This window comes from Allobosea sp. P4_H5 (genome assembly GCF_056400825.1).
Genome location: NZ_JBFUKM010000005.1, coordinates 112,500 through 138,954, shown reverse-complemented (window position 1 = coordinate 138,954; position 26,455 = coordinate 112,500). Strand labels below are relative to the sequence as shown.

28 protein-coding genes are annotated in these 26,455 nt (G+C 66.0%); 27 read left to right on the top strand and 1 reads right to left on the bottom strand.

What is annotated here, in order from left to right; all coding sequences use genetic code 11:
- The first annotated feature begins 33 nt into the window (after positions 1 to 33).
- The 18 genes from AC1DS0_RS11935 to AC1DS0_RS11850 all read left to right on the top strand — a co-directional run bounded on the left by AC1DS0_RS11935 (position 34) and on the right by AC1DS0_RS11850 (position 14,210).
- Complete coding sequence (locus AC1DS0_RS11935; protein WP_476814565.1) at positions 34 to 1,209, top strand: hypothetical protein; 1,176 nt, start codon at positions 34 to 36, stop codon at positions 1,207 to 1,209.
- Positions 1,196 to 2,008, top strand: a complete 813-nt coding sequence (locus AC1DS0_RS11930; RefSeq protein ID WP_476814564.1) for a hypothetical protein — start codon at positions 1,196 to 1,198, stop codon at positions 2,006 to 2,008. Before AC1DS0_RS11935 ends, AC1DS0_RS11930 begins: the two co-directional genes overlap by 14 nt.
- Before the next feature lie 450 nt (positions 2,009 to 2,458).
- A complete protein-coding gene (locus AC1DS0_RS11925) occupies positions 2,459 to 2,788 on the top strand; it encodes an HNH endonuclease (protein WP_476814563.1) in 330 nt (109 codons plus the stop codon).
- Positions 2,789 to 2,867: 79 nt separating this feature from the next.
- Entirely contained in the window at positions 2,868 to 3,566 is a 699-nt protein-coding gene (locus AC1DS0_RS11920; RefSeq protein ID WP_476814562.1) for a hypothetical protein, read from the top strand.
- Complete coding sequence (locus AC1DS0_RS11915; RefSeq protein WP_476814561.1) at positions 3,566 to 5,275, top strand: terminase large subunit domain-containing protein; 1,710 nt, start codon at positions 3,566 to 3,568, stop codon at positions 5,273 to 5,275. The genes AC1DS0_RS11920 and AC1DS0_RS11915 overlap by 1 nt, the downstream gene beginning before the upstream one ends.
- 214 nt (positions 5,276 to 5,489) lie before the next feature.
- The gene (locus AC1DS0_RS11910; RefSeq protein ID WP_476814560.1) at positions 5,490 to 6,602 is read left to right on the top strand and encodes a phage portal protein; all 1,113 of its coding nucleotides are present in this window, start codon (positions 5,490 to 5,492) and stop codon (positions 6,600 to 6,602) included.
- Positions 6,580 to 7,422: a head maturation protease, ClpP-related gene (locus AC1DS0_RS11905; protein ID WP_476814559.1), complete on the top strand. Its 843-nt coding sequence runs from the start codon at positions 6,580 to 6,582 to the stop codon at positions 7,420 to 7,422. The genes AC1DS0_RS11910 and AC1DS0_RS11905 overlap by 23 nt, the downstream gene beginning before the upstream one ends.
- Positions 7,423 to 7,446: 24 nt before the next feature.
- Positions 7,447 to 8,850 carry a phage major capsid protein gene (locus tag AC1DS0_RS11900; RefSeq protein WP_476814558.1) on the top strand — a complete coding sequence of 468 codons (1,404 nt, stop codon included), beginning with the start codon at positions 7,447 to 7,449 and terminating at the stop codon, positions 8,848 to 8,850.
- Between the two features lie 93 nt (positions 8,851 to 8,943).
- Entirely contained in the window at positions 8,944 to 9,381 is a 438-nt protein-coding gene (locus AC1DS0_RS11895; protein WP_476814557.1) for a hypothetical protein, read from the top strand.
- Positions 9,382 to 9,438: 57 nt separating this feature from the next.
- Complete coding sequence (locus AC1DS0_RS11890) at positions 9,439 to 9,801, top strand: hypothetical protein (RefSeq protein ID WP_476814556.1); 363 nt, start codon at positions 9,439 to 9,441, stop codon at positions 9,799 to 9,801.
- Between the two features lie 5 nt (positions 9,802 to 9,806).
- On the top strand, positions 9,807 to 10,430 hold the full coding sequence (locus AC1DS0_RS11885; RefSeq protein ID WP_476814555.1) for a hypothetical protein: 624 nt from the start codon (positions 9,807 to 9,809) through the stop codon (positions 10,428 to 10,430).
- 20 nt (positions 10,431 to 10,450) lie between these two features.
- Positions 10,451 to 10,759: a head-tail joining protein gene (locus tag AC1DS0_RS11880; protein ID WP_476814554.1), complete on the top strand. Its 309-nt coding sequence runs from the start codon at positions 10,451 to 10,453 to the stop codon at positions 10,757 to 10,759.
- Positions 10,759 to 11,379 (top strand): hypothetical protein, encoded by a 621-nt coding sequence (locus AC1DS0_RS11875; RefSeq protein ID WP_476814553.1) that lies wholly within the window; start codon positions 10,759 to 10,761, stop codon positions 11,377 to 11,379. Before AC1DS0_RS11880 ends, AC1DS0_RS11875 begins: the two co-directional genes overlap by 1 nt.
- Positions 11,379 to 11,825 carry a hypothetical protein gene (locus AC1DS0_RS11870; protein ID WP_476814552.1) on the top strand — a complete coding sequence of 149 codons (447 nt, stop codon included), beginning with the start codon at positions 11,379 to 11,381 and terminating at the stop codon, positions 11,823 to 11,825. Before AC1DS0_RS11875 ends, AC1DS0_RS11870 begins: the two co-directional genes overlap by 1 nt.
- A 33-nt stretch (positions 11,826 to 11,858) precedes the next feature.
- Entirely contained in the window at positions 11,859 to 13,049 is a 1,191-nt protein-coding gene (locus tag AC1DS0_RS11865) for a phage tail tube protein (protein WP_476814551.1), read from the top strand.
- 30 nt (positions 13,050 to 13,079) lie between these two features.
- Positions 13,080 to 13,289: a hypothetical protein gene (locus AC1DS0_RS11860; RefSeq protein WP_476814550.1), complete on the top strand. Its 210-nt coding sequence runs from the start codon at positions 13,080 to 13,082 to the stop codon at positions 13,287 to 13,289.
- A 100-nt stretch (positions 13,290 to 13,389) separates the two neighbouring features.
- Positions 13,390 to 13,854, top strand: a complete 465-nt coding sequence (locus tag AC1DS0_RS11855) for a hypothetical protein (protein ID WP_476814549.1) — start codon at positions 13,390 to 13,392, stop codon at positions 13,852 to 13,854.
- 89 nt (positions 13,855 to 13,943) lie between these two features.
- On the top strand, positions 13,944 to 14,210 hold the full coding sequence (locus tag AC1DS0_RS11850) for a phage tail assembly chaperone (RefSeq protein ID WP_476814548.1): 267 nt from the start codon (positions 13,944 to 13,946) through the stop codon (positions 14,208 to 14,210).
- Here the strand turns inward: AC1DS0_RS11850 and AC1DS0_RS11845 are convergent.
- The gene (locus AC1DS0_RS11845; RefSeq protein WP_476814547.1) at positions 14,207 to 14,575 is read right to left on the bottom strand and encodes a hypothetical protein; all 369 of its coding nucleotides are present in this window, start codon (positions 14,573 to 14,575) and stop codon (positions 14,207 to 14,209) included. The genes AC1DS0_RS11850 and AC1DS0_RS11845 overlap by 4 nt on opposite strands.
- A gap of 35 nt (positions 14,576 to 14,610) precedes the next feature.
- Between AC1DS0_RS11845 and AC1DS0_RS11840 the strand changes: the two genes are divergently transcribed.
- From AC1DS0_RS11840 to AC1DS0_RS11800, 9 genes are read left to right on the top strand one after another with little or no spacing between them, the layout of a single operon-like run.
- Positions 14,611 to 18,324: a phage tail length tape measure family protein gene (locus AC1DS0_RS11840; RefSeq protein ID WP_476814546.1), complete on the top strand. Its 3,714-nt coding sequence runs from the start codon at positions 14,611 to 14,613 to the stop codon at positions 18,322 to 18,324.
- A 2-nt stretch (positions 18,325 to 18,326) separates the two neighbouring features.
- Positions 18,327 to 18,704, top strand: coding sequence for a hypothetical protein (locus AC1DS0_RS11835; protein WP_476814545.1), 378 nt, complete (start codon positions 18,327 to 18,329; stop codon positions 18,702 to 18,704).
- 10 nt (positions 18,705 to 18,714) lie between these two features.
- Complete coding sequence (locus AC1DS0_RS11830) at positions 18,715 to 19,224, top strand: DUF1833 family protein (RefSeq protein ID WP_476814544.1); 510 nt, start codon at positions 18,715 to 18,717, stop codon at positions 19,222 to 19,224.
- Positions 19,214 to 19,624: a glycoside hydrolase gene (locus tag AC1DS0_RS11825; RefSeq protein ID WP_476814543.1), complete on the top strand. Its 411-nt coding sequence runs from the start codon at positions 19,214 to 19,216 to the stop codon at positions 19,622 to 19,624. The genes AC1DS0_RS11830 and AC1DS0_RS11825 overlap by 11 nt, the downstream gene beginning before the upstream one ends.
- Entirely contained in the window at positions 19,624 to 23,478 is a 3,855-nt protein-coding gene (locus AC1DS0_RS11820) for a host specificity factor TipJ family phage tail protein (RefSeq protein WP_476814542.1), read from the top strand. Before AC1DS0_RS11825 ends, AC1DS0_RS11820 begins: the two co-directional genes overlap by 1 nt.
- Positions 23,479 to 23,485: 7 nt before the next feature.
- Positions 23,486 to 24,430, top strand: a complete 945-nt coding sequence (locus AC1DS0_RS11815) for a hypothetical protein (protein WP_476814541.1) — start codon at positions 23,486 to 23,488, stop codon at positions 24,428 to 24,430.
- The gene (locus tag AC1DS0_RS11810) at positions 24,427 to 24,630 is read left to right on the top strand and encodes a hypothetical protein (protein ID WP_476814540.1); all 204 of its coding nucleotides are present in this window, start codon (positions 24,427 to 24,429) and stop codon (positions 24,628 to 24,630) included. Before AC1DS0_RS11815 ends, AC1DS0_RS11810 begins: the two co-directional genes overlap by 4 nt.
- A gap of 3 nt (positions 24,631 to 24,633) precedes the next feature.
- Positions 24,634 to 26,043 carry a hyaluronate lyase N-terminal domain-containing protein gene (locus AC1DS0_RS11805; protein WP_476814539.1) on the top strand — a complete coding sequence of 470 codons (1,410 nt, stop codon included), beginning with the start codon at positions 24,634 to 24,636 and terminating at the stop codon, positions 26,041 to 26,043.
- 1 nt (position 26,044) lies between these two features.
- Positions 26,045 to 26,449: a hypothetical protein gene (locus tag AC1DS0_RS11800; protein WP_476814538.1), complete on the top strand. Its 405-nt coding sequence runs from the start codon at positions 26,045 to 26,047 to the stop codon at positions 26,447 to 26,449.
- Positions 26,450 to 26,455: the final 6 nt, after the last annotated feature.

Genomic DNA, 26,455 nt, shown 5'->3' with positions numbered 1-26,455 from the left:
TAGTCGCAACTATCGCTATTTGGCGAGGGCGGTATGAGCGCGGCCCTTCTCGGCCTGGCGCTGAAGGCCAAGCTGCATTCGCAGATGCGCAAGATGGTGCTGATCAAGCTGGTGGATTGCTGCCAGGAGGACGGCACGCGGATCTATCCCTCGCTCGCCACCATCGCCGAAGACGCGGAATGCTCGGTGCCGACGGCGCGGCGGGTGATGCAGACGTTCTGCCGCGTCGGCCTGCTGCGCAAGGTCAGGGACGGCGGCTCGGGCGCCAAGTCGACCAATCATTACGAGATGGATGTCGAGATGCTGGCGCGCCTGCGCCGGCCCGAACTGTGGCCGGCGCTGGAGGCGGCGGCGCTGCACGATCCCGCCCCGGATTCCGACGAGGACGACGTTAGCGGCCATGCGTCGGACGCTGGGTCAGGCCAGCAGGACGAAGCCAGCCCCAGCGCAAATAAGGGTATCACGGTGGAAGGGTATCACGGTGATAGCCTTCCAAATCCGGCGGAAGGGTATCACCCAGATGATACCCAACCCCTTAGTAGAAACCTTAGTTATGAGAGAGAGGGCGCAGGCGCGAGCGCATCCGGGCCAGCGAGCGAGCGAGAGCCTGACGCCCGGCCGGTGCCGAGCTTCGACGACTTCCTCGAGGCCTATCCCTTCGCCCGAGGCGACAATCGGGTGAAGCAGCGCGCCGCCTGGGAAGCGATCGCCTTCGACCAGCGGGCTGCGGCCATCGACGGGATCGGCGCCTTCATCACCGAACGCAAGGCGGGCGGCATCAAGGGCAGGTTGTCCAGCGAGGCCTATCTGCAGGGCCGCAGCTGGATAGGCCTCGAAACCAAAGCGGCGCAGCGCAGGACGAGCGAGGCCACCGGCGCGCCTGTCGTGGTGAACGGCTGGACCCGCGACTGGTGGCTCTTGCTGTTCGACCGGATCAAGGCCGGCAAGCCGCCGGGCTTCTGGGTGCAGCAGGCCGATGCCGGCAAGCCGCTCGGCTCCAATGGCGGCGAGCTTGCCGCTGCAGCCAAGCGCATCGGCGATCTCGGGGCCTATCGCTGCGACGGGCCGGAGATCGACGCATGGCGGCCCTGGCTGGCGGCGCGCGGCGCCCGCATCCCGCCGTTCAAAGGCGAATTCCGCGTGTTCCTGCCATCCCCCATGCCGCCCGGCGGCCGAACCGAGAAAGGCGATGACGATGTCGCGTTCTGACGAAGCCAAGCGGATCGCGCAGATCGACCGGGACGAGCGGGCCAAGCGGCGCGAGCGGCAGGAGGCCTTCGCGGCCGGACGCGCCGAAGCCAAGGCGCAGGCGAAGCGGGCCGGTGAGCTGAAGCTGCTCGACGATGTCAGGGCGGCGAAGGCCGCCGGCGCGATGCCGTCGCTGGCGAAGGTGAAGCATCGCCCTGTGGTGAAGCCGGGCAAGGCCCCGGTGCTCGGCACGCGCACGGTCGATGATCCCATGGAGGCCGGATCGAAGCTCAAGGCCACGGTGAACCTGGCCGAGCATCCGCTCGAGATGATGCTGGCACGCCGGCGGCTGACGCAGGCGCAATACGAGGCCGGCATCCGCTTCCGGGCGATCTATGAGCACGCCATGATCGGGCCGGGCCGCGGCATCGATCCCGGCAAGATCAAGGTCGATGGCGGCAAGATGGGCGATCCGCTGTCGGATGCGGTGTTGCATGCGCATTTCGAGTTGAAGCGACTGGCGCGAGAGCTTGGTCAGGTCGGCGAGCGGATCGTTTCCTCAATCTGCGGATCGGGTCTCACCGTGTCCGAGCTGGCGAAGCGGTGGCCTACACCCGATGCCGAGCGTGCACGCATGGACTATCTGACGATCCGCTTGCGCGAGGCGCTCGACCAATTGGCGGAAGAGGTATGGGGTGCGAAGGGACCAGTGAGAGGCCGCATCGTGGGCCTGCGCGGTCTCGGCACTGGCATCGTCGACGAACGGGCAACCGCCGTGGCCAACCAGACCTATTTGCAGAAGCGCGGGATACAATTGTAGTCTTCGTGCCGCCACATTTATGCTTAGAGTCACGGCAATTGCGATGTTTCGATGCCTATTCTTATCGCTATGAACTTATGAAACTAAGAAAGTTGTTTTAATGCCCCCATTTGCAAGATTTGTTCGTATCTCTGATATTAATGGTACTTCAACCCCTCTCCCACTCGAACTATGCCAGGCTTCTAATGAAGTGGAGGCCAAGATTGAGACACAGGCGTTGGTCGATCGCGAGCATGCCCGGCTGCGACGCAGAGTTTCCGCACGCATCGTCGGGAGCGATGGATCAGGCAAGTGCATCTCCGTCAGCGCTGGATAACTCAGTTGTGCCACGCATAGAGATACAAGTTGACGCTTGACGACTGCGCAGCTGCGTGCCCCTAAATAGATATCAGAACGAATCGCGCCCGGAGCCGGAATCGGCCTCCGGGCGTTGTCGTCAGAGGGCGGTGCTTGGGCAGGCTGAAGTCGATCGGCAGTCGCGTGGCTTCTGTGGCTGCCAGGACTGCGCCGCCGCAGAAGGTGGCCGATCCCTTCTACCTCTCGGCTGAGTGGCGTGAGTTTGCGCGCGCGGTGAAGCAGGCTCGCGGCTACGTCTGCGAGAACCCGGACTGCAAGCGTGATTGCAGTCATGCGCCGCGTGGCCTGATCGCCGACCACGTTGAAGAGCGGCAGGACGGTGGTGCTGACTTCGAGATCACCAATGTGATGCTGCTCTGCATCGCCTGCCATAACAGCAAGACGGCAGTCGAGCGGACGAAGCGGCATCGCCGACCCGTCTGAGACCCATGGGGGGCGGGTCAAAAGTCCCCAAGCGGCTAACCATCCTCACCGGCTATGGACTCATTCGGAGTTTTTTTTCTTGGACGACGCGAATCCCAGCGGCGGAAAGAAAGAAAAGCGTCCTGGCCGAGCTGCCTTCGTTCCGAGCGACGAGCAGCGCGCGACGGTGCGGCGGATGGCATCGGAACGGCTCGTCCATCCGGTGATCGCCGACGAGATCGGCATCAGCGTGCCGACGCTGCGCAAGGTCTTCGCCGAAGAGCTGAGGGACCGCGTCAGTTCCGGCGGACTGTTCGGCGACGGCGCCGACTTCGCCCAGACGCCGGTCCCGGCGACAGAAAAGCCGAGGCGGCGGGGTTCCGGGGGGCGCAAGCCCTGGCGGCCGTCGAGTGCCGATCATGAGAAGGCGGCGGTTCTGGTTGCTGCCGGCATGGGCGCCGAGCAGCTGGCCCGGATCTTCGACAAGGCCGAGCCGACGATTCGGAAGCACTTCGCGGCCGAGATCGACACGGGCGCCCTGCGCAAGCGGGCCGAGGTGATCGCCGCGATGCACCGCAATGCCCTGAAGGGCAACGTTGCAGCCCAGAAGGAAATGCTGGCGATCATGGATCGGGCTGACCTGACGGCGCTGCAGGACCAGGTGCGCGGCAAGTCGTCGGCAAAGCCGGAAGCGCCCGCGCCCGATCCGGTCGGCAAGAAGGAGCAGGCGCAACTCGATGCGCACGGCGTCGTCATGCGCGGCCCCTGGTCCACTCTGGTACGGCGCAAGCGCAGCTGATGTCCTATCACTTCGCGCAACCGGGCTGGGAGAGCACGCTCCTCGCCGGGCGGTCTCTCGTCCCGGTTCTGCCACTGGACGAGCTGGAGGCCGACCGTGCTGCGGCGATCTTCGACCGCCTGCACCTGCCCGACGTGCCAGGCCAGCCGACTCTCGGCGAAGCCGCTGGTGATTGGTTTCGCGATGTCGTGCGCGCCGTGTTCGGCTCGATCGACGAGGCGACCGGCATTCGGCAGGTGCCGGGCGTCTTCCTGCTCGTCCCGAAGAAGAACTCAAAGACGACGAACGGGGCGGCGCTGATGCTGACGGCGCTGCTCATGAATGAGCGGCCCAATGCGGCCTTCGCCCTGTTCGGCCCGACGCAGGAGATCGCAGACCTCGCCTTCGCCGCCGTGTCCGGCATGGTGGCGGCGGACAAGGATCTCGACACGCTCCTGCATGTGCGGGATCACCTCAAGACGGTGGTCAACCGGGTGACGGGCGCCAGCCTGAAGGTGATGACCTTCGACATGAAGGTCGCGACCGGCGGGAAATATGCCGGCTGGCTGCTCGACGAGCTGCACCTGCTCGGCAAGGTCGCTTATACCTCCCGTGTCATCGGCCAGCTGCGCGGTGCCCGCGTCGCGATCCCGGAAGCCTTCGGGATCATCATCACGACGCAGTCGGACGAGCCGCCGGCGGGGGCCTTCAAGGCCGAGCTCGACTACGCGCGCAGCGTGCGCGACGGCCGGATCGAGAATGCAACGATCCTGCCGGTGCTCTACGAGTTCCCGGAGGCGATGCAGACCGATCCCGCCAAGCCATGGCGGCAGGTCGAGAACTGGGCGCGGGTGCTGCCGAACCTCGGCCGCTCGGTCTCGCTGCCGGTGCTGACGCAAGATTACGCCACGGCGCGCGAGATGGGCGACGAGGAGGAGCGGCGCTGGGCCTCGCAGCACCTCAATATCCAGATCGGCCTTGCCCTGCATTCGAACCGCTGGGAAGGCGCCGATCATTGGGAGCGCGCCGGCAGCGAAAAGGCGACGCTCGAATTCATTCTGGCCGAATGCGAGGTCTGCACGATCGGCATCGATGGCGGCGGCCTCGACGACCTGCTCGGCCTCGCCGTGCTCGGCCGCCACCGCGTGACCAAGCGCTGGTATCATTGGGGCCACGCCTGGGCTGATCGCGGCGTCAAGCTGCTGCGCAAGGAGATCGCTTCGCGCCTCGAGGACTTCGAGCGCGACGGCGACCTGACCTTCGTCGACATCGCTGAACAGGAAGATGGAGCGAATGCCGACGTCTCCGGCGTCGCCGATATCGTCGAGCGCATTTTCAAGGCCGGGCTGCTGCCTGAGAAGGCCGGGATCGGCGTCGACGCGGTCGGCATCGCCGCGATCCTAGATGAGCTGTCGCTGCGCGAGATTCCAGACGACTGCATTGCGGCGGTGCCACAGGGCTATCGCCTCTCCGGCGTGATCAAGGGCGCGGCCCGCAAGCTGAAGGACGGAACCTTGAAGCACGGTGCGCGCCCGATGATGGCCTGGGCTGTCGGCAATGCCCGTTCGGAGCTGCGCGGCTCGGCCGTGCTGATCACCAAGCAGGCCTCCGGTACGGCAAAAATCGACCCGCTGATCGGGCTCTTCAACGCCTTCGATCTGATGAGCCGCAACCCGGAGGCCGCCGGCGGCCCGTCCGTCTACGAAACTCGCGGCGTGCTGGTGATCTGACGTGGCGCGCGCTTCAGTCCCTTCTGTGGTTTCCGCCGGCTGCTGGCGTATTCCGGCTCCGACTGCGATCACCCCGCCATCTGCTTCCGCTCCGCGCGCCGCATATCAGGACGCCGGCCCCGGCATCCTGATCCAGTCCTCGGCGGATCTAGAAGACTATCTGCGTGGCGGTCGCGAGAGCGCGTCCGGAGCGATGATCAATGCCGACAGCGCAATGCGGACCGCTGTCGTCTATGGCTCAGTCCGTCTGATCACCGGCGCGATCGGCAACACGCCGCTGCAGCTGAAGCGGCGGGTCGATGCCCGCACCCGCGAGGATGCGAGCGACGATCCGCTGGCCAAGGTACTCTGCCGGCCTCGCAAGGGCCGCCTGACGCCCTCCGCTTTCCGGCGCATGCTCACAGCGCATCTGATCCTGCGCGGCAACGGCTATGCTCTGATTGTCCGGTCGATGGGGCGGGTGATCGACTTGATCCCGATGCACCCTGACCGGGTCAAAGTCGATCAACTCGACGACCTCAGCCTCGTCTACACCTACACCCGGAAGAACGGCGGCCAGATCGTGCTGCCGCAGAGCGACGTTTTCCACCTCCTCGGGCTTAGCCTTGACGGCTATCGCGGCGTGACGCCGCTCACCTATGCCCGAGAAGCAGTCGGCATGGCGCTCACGACAGAGCGACACGGTGCCTCGGTCTTCGCCAATGGTGCTTCTCTCGGCTTGCACTTCTCGCACCCGAACAAGATCGGCAACGAGGCGAAAGATCATCTCAAGGCCAGCCTCGAAAGCTATCGTGGCGCTGAGAACGCCGGCAAGTCGATCATCACCGAAGAGGGCATGACGATCGCGCCGATCGGTATGACGGCGGAGGATGCGCAGTATATCGAGACGCGCCAGTTCACCCGCACCGAACTGGAGATGTATCTGGGCGTGCCTGGCTTCATGCTCGGCGACACCGAGAAATCGACGTCCTGGGGCACTGGCCTGGAGCAGCAGCGGAGCGGCTTCGTCGCTTATACGCTCGAGGACTACTTCACGGCTTGGGAAGAAACGATCACGCGCGATCTCCTGCCGGATGAATCGCCGCTCTTCGTTCGCTTCAATCGCAATGCTGTGGTGCGCGGCGACCTTAAAACCCGCTGGGAAGCCTATGTGAAGGCGCTGCAATGGGGCGTCTACAGCCCCAATGAGGTCCGCGCGCTCGAGGACGAGAACCCGCGCGAGGGTGGCGACACTTACTACGATCCGCCGAACACCGCCGGTCTTGGCCACAACGGCGGCCCTTCTCTCGACAAGGAAGATGGCAATGAGCCTGCGCAAACTGCCTGAGGCCCAGGCCTTCCACCGGCCCGAAGCGTTCTCTTGGGACGCGCCTTCGGATGCGCTCGACCGCTGGTCCAGTCTCTCGCCGCAAGCGGCCGAGGCCGATGATCCGAATACGATCTCGATTTATGATGTGATCGGCGCGGATTACTGGACGGGTGGCGGATTCACCGACAAGCGCATGGCGGCGGCCTTGCGCGCCATTGGCCCGAAACCGGTGACGGTCAATCTCAATACGCCCGGCGGCGACGTCTTCATGGGTCTGGCAATCTACAACCAGCTCCGCGAGCATCCCGCCGAGGTCACGGTGCGCGTCATGGGTATCGCGGCGTCGATCGGCTCGATTATCGCCATGGCTGGTGATCGGATCGAGATGGGCATGTCGAGCTTCCTCATGATCCATAACTCATGGGGCGTCGTCATCGGCAACCAGAACGACATGCGCGAAGCGGCGGATGTCTTCGCGACAATCGATACCGCCATGAGCGACATCTATGTTGCCCGCACCGGCCTGAAAGCGAAGGACATCGGCGACATGATGGACGCCGAGACCTTCATCACCGCGAAGGAAGCGGTGAAACTCGGCTTTGCCGATGCCACCACCAATGAGCCGGAGCCCGCGAGCAGCGGGCAGGCGCGGGCCGAGCTTTCGGCGCGGCGCCGGCTCGATTCCATTCTCGCTAAGCAGGGGGTGCCGCGCTCCGAGCGTCGTCGCCTGCTGCGTGAAGCCTCCGGCACGCGTGACGCTGCCGACGATGAGCCCATGCCCGGCGCTGGACTCGACCTCGCTGCCGCCCGGCAGCTGCTCGCAACCTTGAAGGCCTAAGCGGCCTCGATCCGGAGAACATCCATGAAGATTCGTTACCTGTTCGCGGGCCTCGCGCTCGCGGCGCTCGCTGTGCTGTGCCTTCCGGTCGGCCTTTCCGATGCCCTGCACCACGCCGTGGCGTCCGGGCCTGCGCCCGCCGTCATGGCCATGGGCATGATGACCGGCTCCTTCCGCGGCCTGCTCTTGGCGCGCGCCGACGCCGGCGACGCCAACAAGATCCTGGCCGAGTTGAAGACGACTTTCGAGGCCTTCAAGGCCGCCCATGAGGAAGAGCTCAAGGGCATCAAGAAGAACTTCGCGGACGTCATCACCACCGAGAAAGTGGCGAAGATCAACTCGGATATCAGCGACCTGACCAAGGCACTCGACGCCGTCAATGCGGCACTCGCCGCTGCCAAGCTCGGCGGCGGCGCCGGCAACGGGCTCGACCCAGCCAAGGCAGAACACAAGGCGGCCTTCGAAAGGTTCTTCCGCAAGGGTGCCGATGCTGGCCTGCGTGATCTCGAGGTCAAGGCGAAGCTGACGACGCAGTCGGATCCTGACGGCGGCTATCTCGTGCCGGAGGAGACTTCGGCCACCATCGACCGCGTACTCGGCACGATCTCGGTCATGCGCCAGCTCGCGACCGTGATGCCGGTCGGCACCTCGACCTACAAGAAGTTGGTCAACATGGGCGGCGCCGGCTCCGGCTGGGTCGGCGAGGAGCAGCCGCGTCCCGAGACTGGCACGCCGACGCTGCGCGAGCTCGTCTTCAACGTGATGGAGCTCTACGCCAACCCGGCAACCACGCAGACCATGCTCGACGATGGCATCATCGACATTGCGGCCTGGCTCGCAGACGAGGTCCAGATCGCCTTTGCCGAGCAGGAGGGTGCGGCCTTCATCTCGGGAAATGGTGTAATGCGTCCGCGCGGCCTCCTCACCTACGACACCGTCGCCAACGCCAACTACGCCTGGGGCAAGCTCGGTTACGTTCCGAGCGGCGCCGCAGCGGCCTTCGCCACACCGTCCGTCTCGGTCTCCCCTGCCGATGCCTTCATCGACCTCTACTATGCGCTGAAGCAGGGCTATCGGGCGAACGCCTCCTGGCTGATGTCCGACGCCGTCATGTCGAGCGTGCGCAAGTTCAAGAACGCCGAGGGCAACTACATCTGGGCACCTCCGACCGGAGCCGCCGAGGTGGCCACGATCCTCGGCAAGCCCGTCTACAATGACGACAACATGCCGGCTGTCGGCGCCGATGCCTTCCCGATCGCCTTCGCCGATTTCAAGCGCGGCTATCTGATCCCCGATCGCCAGGGTGTCCGGGTTCTGCGCGACCCCTTCACCAACAAGCCCTACGTGCACTTCTACACGACCAAGCGCGTCGGCGGTGGCGTCGCCAATTTCGAGGCGATCAAGCTGATGAAGATCGCCACGTCCTGATCGGACGCAGCGCGACGAGCATCTGAGCGGGCGGCCGGATCGGTCGCCCGCCCCCATCTGGCCTTCCATCCCATCATTCGAGAGGACCTTCCGATGAAGGACATCCATTCCGCCTTCAAGGCGGTGGTGGCGATTGCCGCCGCCTCGCTCAATGCCGACCCGACTCCGCCGGCAATCGATCTTCGCGGCTACAATGCCGCGGAGTTCCTGCTCGCCATCGGTGTCGGCGGCATCGCCTTCGACGCCACCAACAAGATCGAGTTCAAGCTCACGCACTCCGACGACAACGTCACCTATGACGCCGTCACGCAGTCGGACGTGCTGGGCGTGACCGTCGGGGCGAACGGCATTGTCAAGGCGCTGACCTCGGCCCATGCCGCCGCTGCCGCCTATCGCTTCGGGTACAAAGGCGGGCGGCGCTACGCGAAGCTCTTGCCGGACTTTTCCGGCACGCACGGCACCGCCACGCCGATTTCGGCGATCGCGCTGCTCGGCTACGGCCACGACAACCCGCAGCCGCACCAGGCCTGACCGCCTGCCGGCGGTGCGCCGCCGGCGCCTTCCCCTCTATAGACCTGGAGATCGATCATGCGTCTGACCAAGGCGTTCAAGGGCTGCCGCGCTGGCGAAGTCCATCCCACGCAGTTCCAGCCGGGTGATGAGTGCCCGAAGGAGCTGGAGCACGCCGCCGAAGAGCTCGGAATTCTCGAAACCGCTGCCCAGTTCGAAAAGCGCCAGAAGGCGGAGCGGGCCGAAGAGCACAAGCGGCTGAAGGCCGAGCGGGCTGCCGAGCAGGAGCGCCTTGAGGCCGAAGAGGCCAAGGCCGAGCAGCGCCTTGCGGCTCTCAAGCAGGCGGCCGAGGCCGGCAATGTCGATATCTCAGCGGCGACGACTGCCGAAGAGATCGAGACTCTGCTCACTGCCGCCGGCGTGGCCCTCCCGCAGGCCTGATCGCCATGCACTCCCGCGTCGTCGTGATCACCCCGCCGCAGCCGGTGCTGACGGCCGTCGCCGTCAAGGCTGCCATCCCCGCGCTTGCCGGCGTGGCTGATGGGCTGCTCGAGGGGTTGATCGCGGCGGCGACGGACGAAATAGATGGCCCGACCGGCTGGCTCGGCCGAGCCATCGGCCGGCAGACGCTGGAGCTGCGCCGCTCCGCCTTCCCTTGCCGCGGCGAGTGGCTGCGGCTGCCTTTGCCGCCCTTCGTCGACGTGACCGAGATCGCGTTCACCGCGCCGGATGGAACCGATGGCGTCGTGGCGAGCGAGGTCTATCGCGCCCGCGATGGCAGTGTCGGGCTTGCGCCAGGCAAGTCCTGGCCCGCCGTCGCCTGCGAACCCGGCAGCGTCCGGATCCGGTACCGGGCCGGTTATGAGCCCGACGCCGTTCCCGCCAAGGTCAAATCGGCCCTCGCGTTGCGGGTCAGCGAGCTCAGCCATGTCGGCGCCGGCGATCCCTCCCTGAAGAAGGAAGTGGTCGAGGGTGTCGGCTCGCAGGAGTGGGATCGCGGCATTGCCCGTCCCGCCATCAGTCAGGCCGTCGAAAGCCTGCTCTCCGGACTCAAGGTCTATTCGCTGTGACGCCGTCGATCGCTATCGCGATGCTCGATCGCCAACTTGCAGCCCATGGCACCACGGTGACGCTCACGCGCGCCGGCGGCGCTCCGGCTGATCTGACCTGCCGCGCCTTCGTGCGCGACTTCAAGCCCGACGAGCTGATCGGCTCGATCCAGCAGGGCGACCGGCTGGCGATCCTGTCGCCGACGACGCTGACGCCGGCTGGCTGGATCGCTCCGAAGGAAGGGGATCGCGTCCGCAGCAACGGACAGTGGTTCCGCGTGCAGGCGCCCGACCCGATCGCGATCAGCGACGTCGTCGTTCGCGTCGAGCTTCATCTGCGGGGGATGTGATGGCGCAGCAGCCGATAGCCCTGCAGTTCAGGGCCGCGCAGCTCGCGGCAGTGGCCGCCTGCCAGCAGGACCTGGCCGCCTTCGCCAAGCGCGAGCACGGCAAGGTGATGAAGGCGCAGCCGCAGCCGACGGCGTTCCGCCGCACGGTCGATGGCCGCCTCGGCGCGGCCGAGGAAACGGTCAAGCCCTTCGGCGTGATCGAGTATCGCTATCAGCGCCTCGGCGAGGTCGTGCAGTTCGCGATGGAGACGCTGTTCGCGCTGTCGCCCGTTCTCTCAGGCGACTACCGGATCTCGCACACCCTGTTCGCCGGCGGCGTTGCAGTGCGCAATCTGAAGGGCTGGGAGGCGCGCGAGGGCGAAGAGGTCTTCATCGCCAATCCGTTGCCCTATGCCCGCAAGATCGAGCTCGGCAAGATGACGATGCGCGTGCCCGGCAGCGACCGCGTCTACCAGCAGGCCGAGCTGATGCTGCGCCGCCGCTTCGGCAATGTCGCCGCGATCAAATTTACCTACATGCCGGTATTCGGACTGGTGCAGACTGGCCGAGCGCGAGGCCGCACTGCCGGGAAGCAGGCGCAGGATCTGCGCCGCCCAGCGCTGGTGATCAGGCCGCTCTGATGGCTGACTTTGCCGGCGCGAAGGCCGCCATCAAAGCCTACCTTGCCGCAAACTGGTCGGCGTTCGCGGTGGCTTGGCCCAATGAACCTCGACCGAGTCTGATCGATGGTTCCGGCAATCCGGTCGCCTGCTGGGTCTATGGCGAGATCGCCGGGGCCGGCGGCAAGATCCACGGGGTTGGTGTGCCCGGCGATCATGTCGTTGTCGACGATGGCTTGATCCAGTTCACCGCCTTCGTCCCGGCCGATACCGGGACCGATTTCGCAGACGTCCAAGCAACAGCGCTCGGCGAGGTCTTTCGGGTCAAGCAGTTCTACGACGCAGAGCCCGGATGCTGCGTCCGCACCTGGACACCGTCCGTCGGCACCGACACGGCCTCGGCCGATAGCGGCATGTGGGTCGGCATCACCGTCACCATCCCCTTCGAGTTCTGGCGCCGAGCCTGACCTCGCCAACGCCTCAGCAGCAGGAGCAGAGCCATGGCCTATCAATCCGGCCGGAACATCCTTGTCGCCTACAAGCCTGAAACCGCCTTCGGCGTGCTGCCGGACGGTGCGACTGGGTCAAAGGTCATTCGCCTGAACAGCGGTGGAATCAACCTGACGAAGGAGCCGATCCGCTCCAATGAGGTTCGGCGCGATGGGCAAGTCACGCGTGGACGCCATGGGTCTCGCTCCGCTTCCGGCTCCTATGTCGGCGACCTCTCGCTCGGAAGCTATGACGACTTCATTGAAGCCGTCTTCCGGGGCACGTTCGACGCGCCGCTTGCGCTGTCGGGGCTGGCTGTTACGGCCAATGCGGGGGGCAAGACCTTTACGCGGGCGTCCGGCTCCTGGATCGCTGACGGGGTGCGGGTCGGCGACGTCGTGCGCTTCGGAGGCTTTACGGCCGGCGGTGCTGCAAACAATAACGCGAACCTGCGCGTCGCCGGCTTGACGGCCACCGTGATGACGGTCGCTGACGACGTCACCACGATCGCAGAACAGCCCGCGATTACGCTATCGCGGCCGAAGAAGCTGCTGATGGGAACGACGCCGCGCTCATTCGCCATTGAAGAGCGCGAGATCGATATCGATGGCTCCGAGCTCCATCTTGGGGATCGGATAGGCTCTCTGCAGTTGCAGCTGCAGCCGAACGGTATGGCGATCGTGACTTTCGGTGTCATCGGCCAGAACATGGATGTGAAGACTGGCGTGGATTCGCCCTACTTTGCGTCTCCGGTCGCGACCACGTCGACCGGCATGACCGCCGTCGAGGCGATGATCCGACTGGGCAGCGAGGATGTCCTCGACATCACCGCGCTCAACCTCAACATCAACCTCAATGCCGCCGGCGTGCCCGTCGTCGGCTCGGTGCTGACGCCTGACGTCTTCACCAATTCGGCGACCGTCGAGGGCTCGATCACCGCCCTGAAGAAGGACATCAGCCGCGTGCAGCAGTTCCTCGACGAGGAAGTCCTGTCGCTGCACCTGCTCTTCACCGAGAACGAAGGTCAGCCGAAGGATTTCTGCTCCTTCTTCATTGGAAATCTGACGCTCGGGACGATGCAGAAGTCCGAAATTGGCGGCGACAATGCTCGCACCCAGACCATGAACCTGCTGATCGGCAAGGACGAGCGCGGCGGCGCCTATTCCGACTCCACCGTCGTCTATCAGACCTCGGCGGCCTGATCGGCTGGGGGGACCAGCAGGAGCAACACCATGAGCAAAACACAAGATGCCGAGCGGGCGATCCGCTCGGCCGCGCAGGCGCTCGCCGACGCGGTCGACCAGGGCCGCAAGGCGGGGCTCGCTGTCGCATGGCCGAGCCGGCCCGAGGATCTGGCCGCGATCGCGATCAGCGCGACCGGCAAGGTTGTCGAGCCCGAGCCGACGAAGCCTGTGCTCGCCCGGCCGGCCAAGGCCGGCTGATCCGTTCCGTCCGACAGCGGTCAAGCTCGCTCCGGCGAGTGTCGCGACAGGTGGGGCGGTGTGTCGGCGCCGCCCCGCCACCTTCCGACAGAGGTTCATCATGAAAACCCAGGACACGGCCGCCGTTGCGGTCGATCTCTCCGCCTTCCAGCCCGCCGATGTCGATGTGCTCCATGTGCTGCAGCCCGGCAGCGGCAAGCCGACCGGCTGGGTCATCACCTTCGCCGGGCCGAGCCATGACAAGACGCTGGCCTGGGCGAATGCGAATGCGCGAGAGGAGCTGCGCAAGCAATCGCTGCTCGAGGCGCAGATCCGCAACGGCCGCAAGATCAAGCCGGAAGAGACGGACGTCGAGCAGGTCCGCCGCGAGAACGTCGCCCGCGTCGTCGCCCGCATCGTCGACTGGACGCCGGTCAATCTCGTGTCGGGCGGTCCGGTCATCACCTTCAGCGAGAAGGCGGCGACCGAGCTGTTCCTCGATCCGAGTTTCGGCTGGGTCTATCTGCAGGCGCTCGAATTCCTCAATGACGAGCGGTCTTTTACGAAGGCCTCGGCGAAGAGCTGATCGCCTACGCCGAGGCGGAGTTCCGGCTGTCGGCGCGTGACAAGGATGGCTTCAGCCACCGCGAGACGCTGCAGACCCTGCTCGACCGGGTGCGGGACGGCGAGCGCCGGGCCGAGATCGAGGCCGAGCTCGCCGTGCCGCCGTTCCCGTCGGCGCTGGGCTATCTCTGGCAGGCCTTCAACCGGCTGGCGTCGCGCCGCGGCTCGACCGGCTGGGGGCCTGCGGCATTGAGCTGGCAGGATCTCGATGCGTTCTGCCGGATGACGGGGTTTCGGTTCGCGCCGTGGGAGATCGAGATTATCGAGGCGCTGGACGGCGCGGCTTTGAATAGCTTCGTCGCCAGACAGGAGAGTTAGGCGCTGCGCCCGCAACTCTCGATCTTCGACCACATCTGCTCGGGCCAGCTGCCTGCCCTTGTTCTGATTTCGACCCTTGATCGCCTATCGGCGAGTTTGCGGACATAAGCTTCCAACTGACGAACTGTCAGCACGCCAAGTGGTCCATAGGTCGTTACGTCGAAGGAAAGCCGGACAGCGTTGTCGCCCCTCAGGTCGACCAGTCGTATTTCATTCGGCCAGGTCTCTTCCAGTTTCTGAAATGCACACGCTGCGAAGCGCGTGTACTCGACCTCTACTTCCCGAGAAAACTGAACTTCACCTTCCGGGACAGTTGAGCAAGCGGCCAGTGTCAGGGCCAAACTAAGTATTCCAGCCAAACGCATCGTCGCAGCCTCCTGTAGAGCGGGACCATAATCGCATGTCTCAGGTCGTCACAACTCTGACGGTCGATGCTCGCGGCGCCGAGGCCGGTACCGCGCTGTTTATCCGCCAGATGGACGCGGCGCAGGCGGCATCTGACCGCGTGCTGCAGGCCGAGCGCAAGACAGCCGAAGCGCGCGAGCGCGGCACGCTGATCGCGATGAAGTCGGCGGATTCGATCACGGCGATCAGTCGGCGGTGGACGACGCTGTCTGCGTCGATCGACCCGGCGGTGCGCGCGACGCAGGCGATCGAGCGGGCGCAGTTGCTCGCCGATGCGGCTTTTCGCGCGGGTGTGGCGACCCAAGCCGAGGCGGCGCGCGCGGTTGACCTGGTCCGCCAGAAACATGATCTCGCGGCCGGCGCGGCCAATGACAATGCGACGGCCTTTGCGCTGTTGGCGCAGCGCGCCGAAGCGTTCAGCCGTGCGGTCGATCCGGCCTACGCGGCTCAATCGAGGTTCAACGCGGCTGTCGAGGAAGCTGAAGACCTCTATACGGCCGGCGCGATCTCGCTGGAACGCTATCGGCTCGGCCTTGCGAAAGCGGCTGCCGACATGAGCGTGGTGACGCAGGCCGGTGCGCGGCAGGCATTGGCGCAGCGCCAGGGTGCGCAGGATGGCTTCAACCGGCAGCTCGGAGTCCGGACCGACTTCGGTACCGATGCGCGCGGGGAGGATATCGCCGCCTACGGCGCGGCGCTGGACGCTGTGCGGGCGAAGTACGATCCGCTCTTTGCCGCGCAGCAACGCTACCGCGCCAGCCTGACCGATCTGCGGGACGCGAGGAAGGTCGGCGCGATCGATGAGACGGTCTACGCCGCTCGGCTTGCCGAGACGAAGCAGGCCTTCGCCGAACAGATTCGCGTCATGAACGGCACTGCGACCGCAACGGATGGCCTCACCCGCGCTCATGGCCTTGCCCGGCATGAGCTGATCAATCTCAGCCGGCAGGCGCAGGACGTCGTCGTCTCGCTGAGCTCCGGCCAGGATGTCATGACCGTGCTGATTCAGCAGGGTTCGCAGGTTGCGGACGTCTTCTCCAGCTCCGAGGGCACTGTCAGCGGCTTCTTCCGCCAGGTCGGCGGCTGGCTGGTGCGGATCGCGCCCTGGGCCGCGGCTGCCGCGGCGGCGATGACGGCGCTCTATTCGGCGATCAGCGTCGCGGGCGAGCGTCGGCAGCTCGACACCTCGCTGTTGGGCTCCGGCCGCGGCGTCGGATTGACCGGCGGCCAGTTCGACCAGCTGGCGAAGGCGAGCGCCGACACCGCCCAGATCACGGTATCGAATGCCCGGCAGATTGCGGCGGAGTATGCGCGCCTCGGCCAGCTGGCCGCGACGCAATTGCCGCAGTTGACTCGACTGACGAAGGACTATGCCTTGATCACCGGCCAGGGCATGACCGACGCGGCGCGCGAGCTTGCGACGGCCTTCGCCGATCCCAGCCGCGGCGCCGAGCAGCTCGCCGGCAAGGTCGGCAATCTCGACAGCGTGACCGTGCGCTCGATCAGGACGGCAGAGATGTACGGCGATCGGCTGCGGGCGCAGAAGCTCCTGATCGACGGCCTGGCGCAGTCGATGGATGGCGCTTCGAATGCCCAGAGCAAATGGGATCGCTTCGTCGAGCAATATGTCAGCCGGCCGGTAGATCGCACGAAGAACGCCATTGCCGAACGATTTCTGCCGCCGGAGTTGACCGAGCGACTGGAGCGCAATCGCCAGGCGCAAGCGGCAATGCAGCGCACGCTCGACAATGCGATCCCCGGCGACGATTCGCCGATGATCCGCCGGACTCGGTCGGATCTCGCCACGCTCCAGGAGCGCGCTGCGGCGATCGATGCCGAGATCCAGAAAACGCAGGCCCTGGCCAAGGCTCGGGGTGAGGCCAATGAAGCGAACCGAAAGATCGCTGGCGCGGAAACCGTGAGCCGCGAGGTCCGCCCCTTCGGGCCTGAGCTGCAGGAACTGGAGAAGCGCAACAGGCTGCTGCAGGAGAGCCGCGACCTTGCCGAGAAGAACGCGACGGCGACGCTGCTCGACCATAGCAAGCCGCTCGACAACCAGCGGCATGAGGAACAGCTGAAGCAGCTCGCGGATCTCGAAGTGGCCCTGAAGGTCTCGACGCAGCAGCTGAACGAATACCGCGAGGCGCAGTCCGCTGGCTCGATCGAGGCCGATAAGGCGGCGCGGGCGCAGGAGATCCAGAAGCGCTATCTCGGTCAGGTCTCGGCGGAATCGAAGGCGGCACTGGCGGCCGAGCTCGCGCTCAACGATGCGCGTGGCTCGACCATGACGGCGGCCGAGCGGCAGGCCTCTGCGGAGCGGGCACGCATCGACGCCATCATTCAGACGACGCGGGCTCAGGAGGAGGCCAAGCGCGCCAGCAATGACAACATGTCGTCGCTGGAGGCGCAGGCCAAAGCCGCGAAGTCGGTGGGCTCGGAGTTTGCCGAGGCGGCACGCCTGCGAAAGGAGGCGGAGCAGTTCGCCGAACGCAATGGCGGCAATGCCGAGGAGATCTATCAGCGCCGCCTCGCCGAACGGCTGGCCGAGGTCAACAAGGAACTGGCGGTCAAGACGGCGCAGACGCGGGAATCGGCTGCAGTCGAGAACGCGGTCAATGGCCGCTCCGGCAATCTCAGCGAAACCGAGCGTGCCCAGCTGCTGCAGCGTCAGAACGCGCTGATGCAGGAGCGGCAGCGCCTGCTCGCCGCCGGCGCAACGGATCAGGCCGCCGTCAACGCCAAGCTCGACGAGTATGGCCGAGCGCTCGACAGCGTCGTCTCAGCCCAGACGCGGGCTCGCGCTCAGGGCATGGTCTTCGGCCAGCGCGAGCAGATCGCTGCGCTCGAGCAGGAAGTCGCGCTGATCTGGCAGTCGGCCGATGTGCGCGAGCGCCTCGTCGCGGTGATGCGGGCCGAGCAGGAGCTGAAGCGCCAGGGCATCCCGTTGACCAGCGCGGAAGGGCAGGCCTATGTCGCCAACGCGGCGACGATCGCCGGCCTCAACACGGTCAAGGACTCGCTGGTCGATATCCAGTCGCTTGGCCGCGATGCGCTCAAGGGCTTCATCGGCGACCTGCGCGCCGGCAAGTCCGGTGCCGAGGCGCTGCAGAATGCGTTGAGCCGCGTTCTCGATAAAATGCTCGACATGGCGTTGAACAGCCTGTTCGGGAGCAAAGGCGGCTTCAACCTCGGGTCGCTGTTCGGCAGCTGGTTCGGCGGTAATGGCACCGGTGGCAGCTCGGGCGGTAGCGGCGTCACCGATGTCGGTGGCACGGCCGGCTTTTGGCCCTTCGCTAGCGGCGGCTACACCGGCGCCGGCGGGAAGTACGAGCCCGCCGGCGTCGTGCACCGTGGCGAGTATGTGTTCTCGAAGGCGGCGACGGACTATCTCGGCGTCGGCAACCTCGAAAGCCTGCATCGGCAAGGCAAGCGCGGCTACGCCGATGGCGGTCATGTCGGCATGCCGGCGAACAGCAACGCGCCGGCGGCAGCCAACTCAAACCGGTCGACGCGGGTCAACGTCCAGATCATCAATCAGACCAGCGGCGAAGTCGAAGGCGAGGCCGAGCAGGTCCAGAATTCCGACGGCTCGACCGACACGATCGTGCGCCTGGTCGAAAGCCGCATGGGTCAGCGCGCCGGCCGCGGCCAGGGCAGCCTCAGCGCTGCCACGCGCGCCCGTGCCGCCAACAAGCATCTGCAGGGCTGACCATGGCCGTTCCCATCTGGCCGAGCACGGTCCCGCATCAAAGCGAGGCCGAAGGCGCAACCGCGTCCGGTTCGTTCACACCGCCGGCGGTCTTCAAGACCAATGCCGGCCCCTCGATCAAGCGCCCGCGTCCGGGTCCGCGGGTCACCACGATGAGCTGGCGCAGCATCCCACTGACCGGCGCGCAATGGGCGGCTCTGGATGAGTTCCTGCGGGTGACGCTGCATGACGGGACGCTGGTCTTCGACATGCCGGTCTATCGGCCGGATCTCGGCTACGTGACGCGAAAATGCGAGATCGCTGAAGGCACGCTGTCGAGCGACTTCAGCGCACCACCCTGGACGCGCGTCGCCTTCACCCGCCTCGTCTACAACTGGTGATGCGATGACCATGTCGGTTGCCCTGGTCGAGGGCTACGCCGCGGCCGATGTCGATGGCGACGTCTGGGAGACGGTCCAGTTCGACAATGCCGTCCTGATCGAGCCGCTGCGCTTCCTAAACGCGGTCCCGGTCAAGGACGTCTTCGAGACCAAGGGTTTCCCAGTGACGTCCGGCGGGCCGCTGCTCCCGTTCCAGGTCATCCCGTTCAGCTGGACGCCGCCGAGCCAGGAGGAGGATGGGCCCGGCCAGGCGCGCCTGCGTGTCAGCAACATCTCGGGCCATCTGCGCGAGCCGCTCGAGTTGGCGGTCACCTCGGATCAGCCCTTCCTGGTCACCTACCGAGCCTATCATTCGAAGGATCTCAGCAATCCCGACGTCTGGACCGGGCTGCGACTGAAGCGTGTTTCGGTCAATGCGTTCTCGGCCAGCGGCGAGCTCACCTATGTCGAGATCGCGCTGAAGGCCTTCCCCCGCAAAACCTATGATCTCCAAACCTACAAGGCGCTCCATGCCCTGTGATCCCGCCGATTTCGTCAACCGGATGATCGGCCGCCCCTATGAGCCGACCGGGCTGCATTGCTGGGAACTGACCCGGCTCTGTCAGCGCGAGGTCTTCGGCCGCGAGCTGCCGATCGTGGTGGCGGCGCCGCAGAGCAGGCGCGAGCTGGTCGGTATGATGGCCGAGCGCGACCGGCATGACGACTGGCGCGAGGTCTCGGCGCCGTCGCATGGCGCGGTCGTCTTCATCGGGCGCGAGAGCCTTGGCCGGGTGCGCGCCGCAATTCATGCCGGCGTCTTCCTGGCGATCGATGGCGGCGGCGTTCTGCACACCGACGATCCGCACGGCGTTGCCTTCGAACCTCTCGCCGTCCTGGCCGCGCGCGGCTGGGCTGCCCCCAGCTACTACCTGCCTGCCTGATGACGACAATTCTCTTCGAACGCCTCGACGGAAAAACCGACCGCAGCCCGATCGTGCTCGATCGTGGCCGGCGGCGGCTGTCTGCGATCATGCGCCGGCATGCCGATCGCGCGCGCCCGCATATCGTCTGCGTCTATCGGGCTGGCCAGCCCTGGGCGGCGACCGACTTCAGCGTGCGCCTGCGCAAGCAGTGGCGCCATACCCGGGTCGGGCCGAACGACACCGTCGCGATCATCTACGCGCCGCGTGGCGGGTCCGGTGCCGGGAGCAGTCGAGGCGGCAAGGCGGCGGGCATCGGCATGCTGGTCGCGACAATCGCGCTCGCAGCGCTTGGCCAGTTCTGGGCGATCGGCGCGATCGGAGCGGCGCTTGACGTCAGCGCAAAGGTTGCCGGCTTCCTCTATGCGGCCGGCTCGGCGGCATTGCTCGCCGGCGGCGGCTACCTGCTGTCTCGCGCGACGCAGTCCAAGGCCAACAAGGAAGAGGGCAATCGCCCGCTCTATGGCGTCTCCGGTGGCGGCAATCTGGCGCGGCCCGGTGATCGCATTCCCGCCCTCTTCGGCCGCTGCTGGACGACGCCGGACCTGTCGCAGCCCGACTTCACGGTCTTCGAGGGTGACGACCAGCTCCTGTACAAGCGAATGACAGTCGGTCTCGGCAAGCATTCGATCAAGAAGATCCGCATGGGCGGGGCGGTGATCTGGACCCCGGCAGGCGTGCAGCCGCCCTTCACCGGCGCGCAGGTCGAGATCATCGACCCGGGCGGCTTCTCCGACCTGGTGCCCGGACAGGTCGCGCAGGCGCAGGCCGTGGCGAGTATGGAACTGCCGCGCCCCGGCGACAGCCCGGATTGGGCCGGCCCCTTCACCTTCGGCAGCAATGCGGCGCCGCAGTCCCGGGTGCAGCTCAACTGGACCTTGCCGGCAGGCATCTATGCGATCGGCAGCGGCAAGTACGAGGGCAAGCAGTTCCCGACCGACTGGGGGGTGCTCTTTCAGTACGCCCACGTCAACGAGGATGGCGATCTCATCAGCGACTGGTCGGAGCTCTATCGCGAGGAGGGCAATACCCAGACGACGCAGCCGCGCCGGGTGACGACCTTCGTGGATATCCCGGCCGGCCTCTATGCCTATCGCGCCTGCAATCTCGGCCAGCAGCCGCAGAACGGGAAGATCGTCAACACGGTGACGTGGGAGGGGCTGTTCTCGCACATCCCCGAGGGCATCTACCGCCCGCATGTGACCGAGATCGCGATGCGGGTGCGCTCGGGGCCCGGCGTCGGCGTCACCGCCTATGCCAATATCGAGGTCGAGGCCGCGCGCATCCTGCCGGTCTGGAACGGAAGCGCCTGGATCGACACCGAGACGCGCAAGGCGGTCTGGGCGGCGGTCCATATCCTGCGCGACGAGGTTGCCGGCGCCGGCCAGCCCGACAGTCAGATCGATATCGCGACCTTCGCCAGCTATGCCGCGAGCGTCAACCAATACGACACCTATGATGGCGTGATCCGCGGGCCGATCTCGGTCTATGAGGCGCTGCAGACGGTGCTCGGCGTGATGCGCGCCTCGCCGCTGCGCCTCGGCAATCTCTGGACGATGGTGCGCGACGACCAGAAGCTCGTGCGAAAGCACGTCATCACGCGGCGCCAGATCCTGGAGGACAGCGACAGCGAGGACTTCAATCTCGACCTGTCGGACGGCGCGGCCGACGTTATCGTCGAATGGGACGATGACGGCGACCCGCGCAAGCATCGCGACTATCCGGTCCGGTTCGGCGTCGACACCGGCAACCCGCGGCGGATCAAGCTCGAAGGCGTCACCGAGGGGGCGCATGCGATCCATCTTGGAACCTGGGCGGCTTCGACCGCTTATCGGCGCCGGCGGACGCGGACCTTCACGCTCGAGTTCGCCGGCCGCCCGATCCTGCCGAACGACAAATGCCTGATCGACAGCTGGTATTTCGACGAGCAGGACACGGTAGGCGTCTACGGCGGCAGCGGTCTCAACCTGCAGATCGACAAGCCCTTCACTCTGCCGAGCGCAACCTGCTTCGGCTATCTGCGCGCCCGCGACGGTCGATCCTGGGGACCGGTGCAGCTGTCGCAGGTCGATGAATACACGCTGGCGATGAACCCTGACGACGTCGCCGCGGCGCAGGCGCAGACGGGGCTTGCAATCGGCCAGGTGCTGAGCACGGCGACGCAGGCGCCGACCTCGATGGTGATCGGCGAACTCGACGTCATCAGCAAGGACTGGCTGGTCCGCGCGATCCGCTTCCTCGATTCCGAGCGGGTCGAGATCGAGGCGACGTTCGACGCGCCCGGCGTCTGGAGCGATCTCGGCGAGGCGATCGTCGCGCCGCCGCCGCCACCGTCCTCCGGCCTGGTCAATCAGGCGGCGATCGACATCGCCTACATCTTCGCCGATGCGCGCCAGAGCGGCACGCAGATGTACATGGACTGGTCGGCCGGCCGGCCGCGGGTGCCGGTCAACTATGTCGTGCGGATCTCCTACGACAATTGGGAGACCTATGAAGACGCCTATCACGGGCCGGCCTCATCCGGCCGTTATCCGGTTCGCGATACCAACGACTTCATCCAGGTTCGCGCCTTTGCCTATGCCGACGATGGCCAGCGCAGCGCGATCCGCTCGACACAGTTCAGCGCGCCGCAGGCCGTCATTTCCGGCAAGACCAGCATCATGCGGGTCGACTATGACGAGCTCGTCGCCGGCATCCGCTACCGCACGCAGCAGATCCCGAGTATCGATCCGCTGTTCTCGACCGTGCTCGAAGGGCTGGTCGACGGCTTCAACGCCAATCGTCTTGCCGAGACGGGCCTGCGTCGAACCGAGGAGGTCAGGACCGAACTGACGCAGGCGCTGGTCACCACCAGCTACGAGCTCAGGACCGAGTATCAGCAGGGCTTCGCCACGGTCTACGAGCAGACCGCCGCCCTGGCGCAGCAGGACCAGGTCATCGCCGGGCAGCTCACGCAGTTCAACACGCGGCTTGGCGACAACGAGGCCGCTCTCGACACCGAGATCTTCGTCCGAACCAACCAGACGTCGGCTCTGGCGCAGCAGATCACCAGTCTGACGGCCACCTTCAACGGACACGCTGCAGCAACCAACCTGTCCCTGCAGGCGCTGGCGACGGCGGACCAGGCGATCGCGCAGCAGGTCAGCACCGTCTCGGCCCGGCTCGGCAACCTGATGGCCGAGGGGCTGGTCCAGTTCGCGGCCGTCGCGGCGCCGGCAGGGGTATTTGCCCGCTTCGCCGTCCGTCTGCGGGCCGAGGCCGGCGGCGCGGCCTACGAGACGGGCTTTTATCTGGAGCTGATCCAGCAGGGCACCACCTTCTACAGCCAGCTCTTCATCGATGTTAACCGGTTCATTCTCGGCAACCCGTTGACGCGCACCGTGCCGTTCTCGGTCGTCGATGGCGTCACCTATATCGACGACGTCGTGATCCGCACCGGCACGATTTCCCGCCATGCCAGCGCCGACAGTGGTGGGCGCAACGCGGTGATCGCCCTGCCGGTACGCGTCGGCTCGCGCGTCAATATCACCGGCGTCTACCAGGGCGGCCAGACGGGCGTGAACGGCTCGGCAGCGCTGATGCGCATCAGGCGCAACGGCTTCGATATCAAGGTCGTGCCGGTCAGCTACGTCACCTACATCGTCAACAACGGCGCCTCGCTCGCGCACTACAACTGCACGATCGCCATGGCCTCCTATGACGTCGGCTACACCGGCACAGACGTCATCGAGGTCGTGACTGATCAGGCGGGAGTTTTGGGCGGCGTGCAAGACTTGAACGGCGTCAGCGTTCAAGGCGTCTGCTTCAACAAGTGAGGCCGGGATGAGCTTCGGAAACGTTATCTTCGCCGAGAATCTGTTCTTTCAGGGCGGCCTGGTCACGGTGGTCAACGGCAGCGTCACCGTTATGGGCTCGCTGAACGCGGTCGACGGCACCTTGACCGTGTTCACCTCGGCGGCGCTGGAAGGCGACACGATCGCCGTTGGCTCGACCCGGCACTACATCAAGCGGATCGTCTCGGATTCCGAGGTCGAACTGACGGAAGGCTGGAGCGGGCCGAGTGCGAGCAATGTCGCCTATACCGGCGCGCGCCAGCCCTGGCATCTCGCCGATCGCGCCCTCGCCTACAAGTTCGCCAAGTTCCTCGAGCAGGACGCCACTGCATCGACCACGGCTCGTCAGGCAGCTGACGATGCGCTGGCCTATCGCGACCTCGCTGCGGCATGGGCAGCGCGGCCGATCAATACCGATGTCACCACCCCCGGCACGCGCTCGGCGCTGCACTATTCCACCGCCGCCAGCACGTCGGCGGGCGCGGCCGCCGCATCCGTGACCGCAGCCGGCGGCTGGGCGCAGCGCGCGGCAGATTGGGCGGAAAAGCCGAACGGCGAGGATGTCTTCGGAGCCGGCACCCACTCGGCCAAGCACTGGGCGGGCATTGCCGGCGGCCATGCCCAGACGGTAGCGAGCGACAAGGCGATCGTCGCCGACGACAAGGCGACCGTCGCCGGCTACCGAACGCAGACCTTCGACGCTCGCGACATCGCGATCGACAAGTCTGCGCTTGCCCAGGAATGGGCCGAAAAGCCGAGGGGCCAGGCCGTGACCGGCACGGTCACGGGGCGTTCGGCCAAGCACTATGCCGCGGAGGCGTCCGATTCCGCCGCCGCTGCTGCGGCCATCGTCTTCGCCGCCGGCAACCTGATCGACTACGGCATGATCACGGATCTGCCGACCGACTATGCCGATTACGGCACCGTTCCATGAACGACGAGATGAGCGGGGTCGTCGTCGACGTCGACGGCGCGGCGGAGTCGATCGCCGCCGAGCTCTGCGTCGCGGAAGTCGATGCGAGCGTCGTCCTGCTCGTGATCCATTCCGGACGCGACCAGATCAGGATCTCGGGCCTGCAGCCGTCGCATGCGCGACTGATCCAGCTCGCCTTCAACGCCATCCACGAGGATTAAAAAATGGCCATTCAGGTCCAACTCCGGCGCGGCACGGCGCTGGCTCATTCGGGTTTTGTCGGCGCCGCGGGTGAAGTTACCTGGATTACCGATGAGAAGCGCCTAGTGGGCCACGACGCTGCGACTGTCGGTGGCATCAAGATGGCGCGCCTCGACGAGGTTTCGAGCGAAGTGCTGCGCGCCGTAGGCAATACCAGCTTCAGCTTCCAGATTACCGACCGGCTCGTCGTGTCCAACACGGCGTTCACCGCGCCGCGCACCGGCACGCTGCCGGCCGCCAACGCTGTCTCGGCCGGCCGCACCATCAGCTTCTTCGACACGCTGCCCGCCATCAACGGCGCCAACACTCTCACGATTGCTCGCGCCGGCAGTGACACGATCAACGGCGCGGCCTCGTTCGTCTGTGCGGTGCCGGGAGCTCGCTGGGATCTGGTCTCCGATGGCGTCTCGCGCTGGAGCGTGACGTCTTTCATTGTCGACGGCGACAGGGGGGATGTCATCGTCTCCGGATCGGGCGCGACGTTGACCGTCGACAGCAATGTCATCACCAACGCCAAGCTGGCGGACATGGCCACGGCGAGGATCAAGGGGCGGGCAACGGCGGGCGACGGCGACCCTGAAGACCTCCTGCCGGCGCAGGTTCGCGCCGTTGCCCAGATCGATACCTGGAACGGTGGTCGCAACCTGATCATCAATGGCGATTTCAGATTGAACCAACGCGCATTTGCGGGCGGGGCGCTTAGCGCGGGGGTGTATGGGCACGATCGGTGGAAGGCGGACACCGGCGGCGCCAACTACAGCGTGTCTGGGCGTGTTGCGACGATCGCTTCGGGCTCTCTCGTCCAGGCGATCGAGGGCGCTTCGATCACTTCCGGCACCTATGTCGTCAGCTGGGAGGGTTCAGCGACATGCACTGTGGACGGGGTCGCGAAGACCTCCGGCCAGTCCTTTGCGCTGACTGCCGGCACTAACTGCGTCGTGAAGTTTGGTGCCGGCACGCTCGGCAAGGTGCAGATTGAGCCTGGCGTGATTCCGACGGCCTTTGAGGTTCGGCCCTACGATACCGAGCTGATGCTTTGCCAGCGCTATTACGTGCGCTTCGGCGAGACGACGGCGATCACGATCGGAACCGGTTTCGCTGCCGATACCTTGAACGTCGTCGCATGCGTGGTGCCTCCGCGGCCTATGCGTGTCGCACCGGTGTCTTCGGTGTCGGCCGCGGTCAATATCTTGGCTGTCTCGGCTGGCGGAACGGCTGGCACCACGTCTGTCTCGGTCAACTCTGTTGGTTCGCCGGGAGGGCGCGCAGCGATCGATCTGCTGGTCGTGACCTCTGGTAGTTACACGGCTGGGACTCCGGTCTCTCTCCGTGTGGCAGCGAACAACTGGCTGGCTCTGGACGCGGAGATCTAAGATGGAACTGCGCTATATTTCCGACGCGTCGATCGCCGTGATCCTGGTCGAAGGTGAAAGCTTGCATGCCACCGCCGGGCCTTGCGAGGTCGCCTTCTCGGCAGAGCCAGGCGATGCCTATTTCGAGGCCGCGCTCGCGACAGGATTGGCGATCGCGCCCTATGCAGCACCGCCTGCGCCGGTTTTCACCCGCATCCCCAAGGCGGAGGTCTGGCGCCGGCTGACCGACGAAGAGGCCGAGGCGGTGGATGCCGCGCTGCAGGCCGCGCCGCTGCGCCTGCGCCGGGTCTTCGAAGCCGCGCAGTTTCTCGATACCGCCGATGCGGACTATCCCGCCCTGCGCGCCGGTGTCGAAGCCGCGCTTGGCGCGACCCGCGCCGACGAGGTGCTGGCGCCGACCTACTAGGCCGCC

Bases quoted from the DNA above. Each gene is read 5' to 3' on its own strand.
- AC1DS0_RS11935 (WP_476814565.1), top strand. From the start codon at position 34: ATGAGCGCGGCCCTTCTCGGCCTGGCGCTGAAGGCCAAGCTGCATTCG.
- AC1DS0_RS11930 (WP_476814564.1), top strand. From the start codon at position 1,196: ATGTCGCGTTCTGACGAAGCCAAGCGGATCGCGCAGATCGACCGGGAC.
- AC1DS0_RS11915 (WP_476814561.1), top strand. From the start codon at position 3,566: ATGTCCTATCACTTCGCGCAACCGGGCTGGGAGAGCACGCTCCTCGCC.
- AC1DS0_RS11910 (WP_476814560.1), top strand. From the start codon at position 5,490: ATGCGGACCGCTGTCGTCTATGGCTCAGTCCGTCTGATCACCGGCGCG.
- AC1DS0_RS11905 (WP_476814559.1), top strand. From the start codon at position 6,580: ATGAGCCTGCGCAAACTGCCTGAGGCCCAGGCCTTCCACCGGCCCGAA.
- AC1DS0_RS11900 (WP_476814558.1), top strand. From the start codon at position 7,447: ATGAAGATTCGTTACCTGTTCGCGGGCCTCGCGCTCGCGGCGCTCGCT.
- AC1DS0_RS11895 (WP_476814557.1), top strand. From the start codon at position 8,944: ATGAAGGACATCCATTCCGCCTTCAAGGCGGTGGTGGCGATTGCCGCC.
- AC1DS0_RS11890 (WP_476814556.1), top strand. From the start codon at position 9,439: ATGCGTCTGACCAAGGCGTTCAAGGGCTGCCGCGCTGGCGAAGTCCAT.
- AC1DS0_RS11885 (WP_476814555.1), top strand. From the start codon at position 9,807: ATGCACTCCCGCGTCGTCGTGATCACCCCGCCGCAGCCGGTGCTGACG.
- AC1DS0_RS11880 (WP_476814554.1), top strand. From the start codon at position 10,451: ATGCTCGATCGCCAACTTGCAGCCCATGGCACCACGGTGACGCTCACG.
- AC1DS0_RS11875 (WP_476814553.1), top strand. From the start codon at position 10,759: ATGGCGCAGCAGCCGATAGCCCTGCAGTTCAGGGCCGCGCAGCTCGCG.
- AC1DS0_RS11870 (WP_476814552.1), top strand. From the start codon at position 11,379: ATGGCTGACTTTGCCGGCGCGAAGGCCGCCATCAAAGCCTACCTTGCC.
- AC1DS0_RS11865 (WP_476814551.1), top strand. From the start codon at position 11,859: ATGGCCTATCAATCCGGCCGGAACATCCTTGTCGCCTACAAGCCTGAA.
- AC1DS0_RS11860 (WP_476814550.1), top strand. From the start codon at position 13,080: ATGAGCAAAACACAAGATGCCGAGCGGGCGATCCGCTCGGCCGCGCAG.
- AC1DS0_RS11855 (WP_476814549.1), top strand. From the start codon at position 13,390: ATGAAAACCCAGGACACGGCCGCCGTTGCGGTCGATCTCTCCGCCTTC.
- AC1DS0_RS11845 (WP_476814547.1), bottom strand. From the start codon at position 14,575: ATGCGTTTGGCTGGAATACTTAGTTTGGCCCTGACACTGGCCGCTTGC.
- AC1DS0_RS11840 (WP_476814546.1), top strand. From the start codon at position 14,611: ATGTCTCAGGTCGTCACAACTCTGACGGTCGATGCTCGCGGCGCCGAG.
- AC1DS0_RS11835 (WP_476814545.1), top strand. From the start codon at position 18,327: ATGGCCGTTCCCATCTGGCCGAGCACGGTCCCGCATCAAAGCGAGGCC.
- AC1DS0_RS11830 (WP_476814544.1), top strand. From the start codon at position 18,715: ATGTCGGTTGCCCTGGTCGAGGGCTACGCCGCGGCCGATGTCGATGGC.
- AC1DS0_RS11825 (WP_476814543.1), top strand. From the start codon at position 19,214: ATGCCCTGTGATCCCGCCGATTTCGTCAACCGGATGATCGGCCGCCCC.
- AC1DS0_RS11820 (WP_476814542.1), top strand. From the start codon at position 19,624: ATGACGACAATTCTCTTCGAACGCCTCGACGGAAAAACCGACCGCAGC.
- AC1DS0_RS11815 (WP_476814541.1), top strand. From the start codon at position 23,486: ATGAGCTTCGGAAACGTTATCTTCGCCGAGAATCTGTTCTTTCAGGGC.
- AC1DS0_RS11810 (WP_476814540.1), top strand. From the start codon at position 24,427: ATGAACGACGAGATGAGCGGGGTCGTCGTCGACGTCGACGGCGCGGCG.
- AC1DS0_RS11805 (WP_476814539.1), top strand. From the start codon at position 24,634: ATGGCCATTCAGGTCCAACTCCGGCGCGGCACGGCGCTGGCTCATTCG.
- AC1DS0_RS11800 (WP_476814538.1), top strand. From the start codon at position 26,045: ATGGAACTGCGCTATATTTCCGACGCGTCGATCGCCGTGATCCTGGTC.